The organism is Deltaproteobacteria bacterium, assembly GCA_016213065.1.
In the GTDB taxonomy this organism is placed as follows: Bacteria; UBA10199; UBA10199; order SPLOWO2-01-44-7; family SPLOWO2-01-44-7; genus JACRBV01.
This window is the reverse complement of the sequence record JACRBV010000125.1, coordinates 1-2,815: the sequence shown is the minus strand read 5'-3', so window position 1 is coordinate 2,815 and position 2,815 is coordinate 1. Positions and strand designations below refer to the sequence as shown.

General features: G+C 47.0%; 3 protein-coding genes. All 3 read left to right on the top strand.

Going from position 1 to position 2,815, the window contains the following annotated elements:
* Nucleotides 1-871: AAA family ATPase (locus HY877_07395; GenBank protein ID MBI5300096.1), on the top strand; the 871-nt coding region annotated here is incomplete at its 5' end.
* Nucleotides 868-1,425 (top strand): DUF4276 family protein, encoded by a 558-nt coding sequence (locus HY877_07390; protein ID MBI5300095.1) that lies wholly within the window; start codon nucleotides 868-870, stop codon nucleotides 1,423-1,425. The genes HY877_07395 and HY877_07390, both read left to right, overlap by 4 nt.
* Before the next feature lie 170 nt (nucleotides 1,426-1,595).
* Nucleotides 1,596-2,696: a hypothetical protein gene (locus tag HY877_07385; protein ID MBI5300094.1), complete on the top strand. Its 1,101-nt coding sequence runs from the start codon at nucleotides 1,596-1,598 to the stop codon at nucleotides 2,694-2,696.
* Nucleotides 2,697-2,815 lie beyond the last annotated feature (119 nt).

Here is a 2,815-nt window from a genome sequence, read left to right as displayed (position 1 = left end):
GCCTTTTATCGCCCAGGAAACCCTTAAATATCGCCGTGGCAGCAAAGGCCAACCTTGGAAATTTCTTGATTTTTCAAAAGGAGAAGGGTGGGCAGTGGTGAATGAGCCTGACAGTGTAAACAAGGAAGAAGAGTTGCAAAGAGAGCCGCAAACTTTGAAATCACGCGACACCCTTGCGCTCAAAGGACTTGCTCAGTTTAAAAAATTCCCTGCGGCCTTGGCGTTTGGGGATCTCATTTCCAACTGGCATGTTTCTGATTTTCATATCCAGCGGGCTCGCCCTGAACAAGAAGCCGGTTATGCCGAGCATCTGTCAAAAGAAGGTGAAAACTTATCTTTGGTAACAGAATTTCTTTATAAGCGCCATAAATCCATATTCGACAGAATTATCGAAAAACTGAAAAAACGTGTGCCCGGCATCACCAATGTCGAGGCAAAAACAACGGAAGAGGGGCGCGTTCTGTTACGTTTTCAGGATGGTGCGTTCGAGGATCCCTTTCTCGCCAAGTATGTATCCGATGGCACCATAAAAATGTTTGCGTATTTGGTGCTTTTATGCGATCCAAAGCCTCATCCTCTTTTATGCATAGAGGAACCGGAAAATCAATTATATCCAAAATTGCTTTGGGAGCTGACCGAGGAGTTTCGTGGGTATGCAGAGCTTGGCGGGCAGGTTTTCATTTCGACACATTCGCCTGATTTCCTGAATGCCGCCCAGTTTGATGAGGTTTTCTGGTTGGTAAAAGAGCAAGGTTACACAACAATTCACCGTGCCTCCGAAGATATGCAAATTAAAAAATATATGGATGATGGCGACAAAATGGGTTATCTCTGGAAGCAAGGATTTTTTGAGGGTTCCGATCCACAATGAGCGAATTAGTTTTTCTTCTTGAGGAACCTTCCGCCGAGGCAATGTTGAAAGGATTTCTACCGAAACTGCTCTCCCAAAATACCCATTGTCGTTACATCGTATTCGAGGGCAAACAAGATCTTGAAAAAAATTTGGTTCGCCGTTTGCGTGGCTATCTTGTCCCAAACGCCAAATTTGTTGTTTTGCGCGACAAAGATGGTGGAGACTGCAAAATCCTCAAAAAAGGACTTGTTGAAAAATGCGTTGAAGCAGGGAAACCTGAAAGTTTGGTGCGTATCGCCTGTTTTGAGTTGGAAAGCTGGTATCTGGCGCAACTTGCCGCTGTCGAGTTGGGGATGAGTATCGGTGGATTGATAAAATATCAAAACAAGCGACTTTATGTTTCTCCTGATGACTATCCTTCTCCTGCACAAACCCTCAAACACATTGTCCCCTCGTACCAAAAAATTTCTGGATCACGGGCTATCGGGCCATACCTCGATCCAGATGTTATTCGTTCGCAAAGTTTTGCAAAATTTGTCACAGGACTTAAAAGAGTTTTGCAAAACAATTGAATACACAAAAATCTTCTTAAAAAATTAGATTTACTTTCTTTTCGCAAATTCTTGTGATAAGGAGGTCGCTGGCCGACAGTGAAATCGTTCAGCTGTATCAAGACACGCTCGCTGTGAGCGGCGTAAGAAATCTATTGCCCAACAACATCCTCAGCCCCGCCCTACATGCTATGATAAAAACGTTCGCACAAATCCGGCAATGGCTTAATGAGGCCATGCAATTTCTGTTGCGTGGAAAGACTTGTCTCACTGCAAGCCTGAGCGGACGCAAGCCAAACGGGGCAATGGCGGAAAACCGGATCGACTCGCTGGTTCAGCGGCTTGAAAAGGAAAAACGCCTGGATGATTTGGAAACGGAACTGCTCAAGACGGACTGCCAGGTTCTTCAACCGCCGGAAAAAGAGCGCTGGTATTTTTATTATGGGTGCATGGCTTGCAGGAGGGGCGACCGCCCGGCCGCCATGGCGCGTTTTAAACAGGGGGCCATCGAATTTCCGGACTCAAATGACATTTTGTTTTGTCTTGGACAGGAGCATGAGCATGTCGGCAATGTCGAAGAAATGTTTCGACTGTTCGACAAGACCCGATTCCCCGCGTTGTCCGGCCATTATTCCATGGAACAGGCGCGGTATGCCTGTCTTTGGGGAAAATATGAAAAGGCCGTCGAATACCTTTGGCCCGTCTGGCTCGCGTACCACAAGCTTGGAGGCATTGACGATACGTTTGTGTACATGCGCGGTTTGCCCTTTTTTAACAATCCCTGGGGAACCCTTGCCGTAGCATTTGTCCGTATGGGCAGAATCGATGAATTTCTAAAAATCACCAAAAAAGCCTGCCGGCGTTTTCATGATGATTTCGAATATCGGCGAGCGCATTTGGAATCTTGTCGAGGGAATACGGGGTCTTGGCTGGAATATGTCAGGACGATGATCGGTGATCGGCGGGAACGCGCCACATTTCGCGGCTACTGGGCCTTGCAATTGGCAATACTTGAGTCGCAACTGGAATCCGATCTTACAAAAGCCGGACAAATTTTGGATGCAGTGACGTTTTCGGACAAGGATTTCGGCTGGTTGGAAGACGTTCGCTTGTTGGCCAACTGTGAGTTGAGCCATCGGAAGCGGGACTTGGAAGTGGAGGAAGTCCTGCAAGACCGGTTCATGCAAAAACGGCCTTTGCTTTTTGAGCCGCATCATGTTTTTGACTTCCATTTGATGGATTATGACGAAAAGCTACAGCTCCTTTACCGGAAGAACAAGAAACAGGTTTGACGTTGGGTTGTTCTCAACAGGACAAACCGAATCCCCCCACCCCCCTTTGCAAGGGGGAGAACAGGCAACAGCAAAAAAACCATACTCCCTCTTGCAAAGGGGGCTGGGGGGATTCGATG

Coding starts and splice junctions, on each gene's coding strand:
- HY877_07385 (MBI5300094.1), top strand. CDS start 1,596: ATGATAAAAACGTTCGCACAAATCCGGCAATGGCTTAATGAGGCCATG.
- HY877_07390 (MBI5300095.1), top strand. CDS start 868: ATGAGCGAATTAGTTTTTCTTCTTGAGGAACCTTCCGCCGAGGCAATG.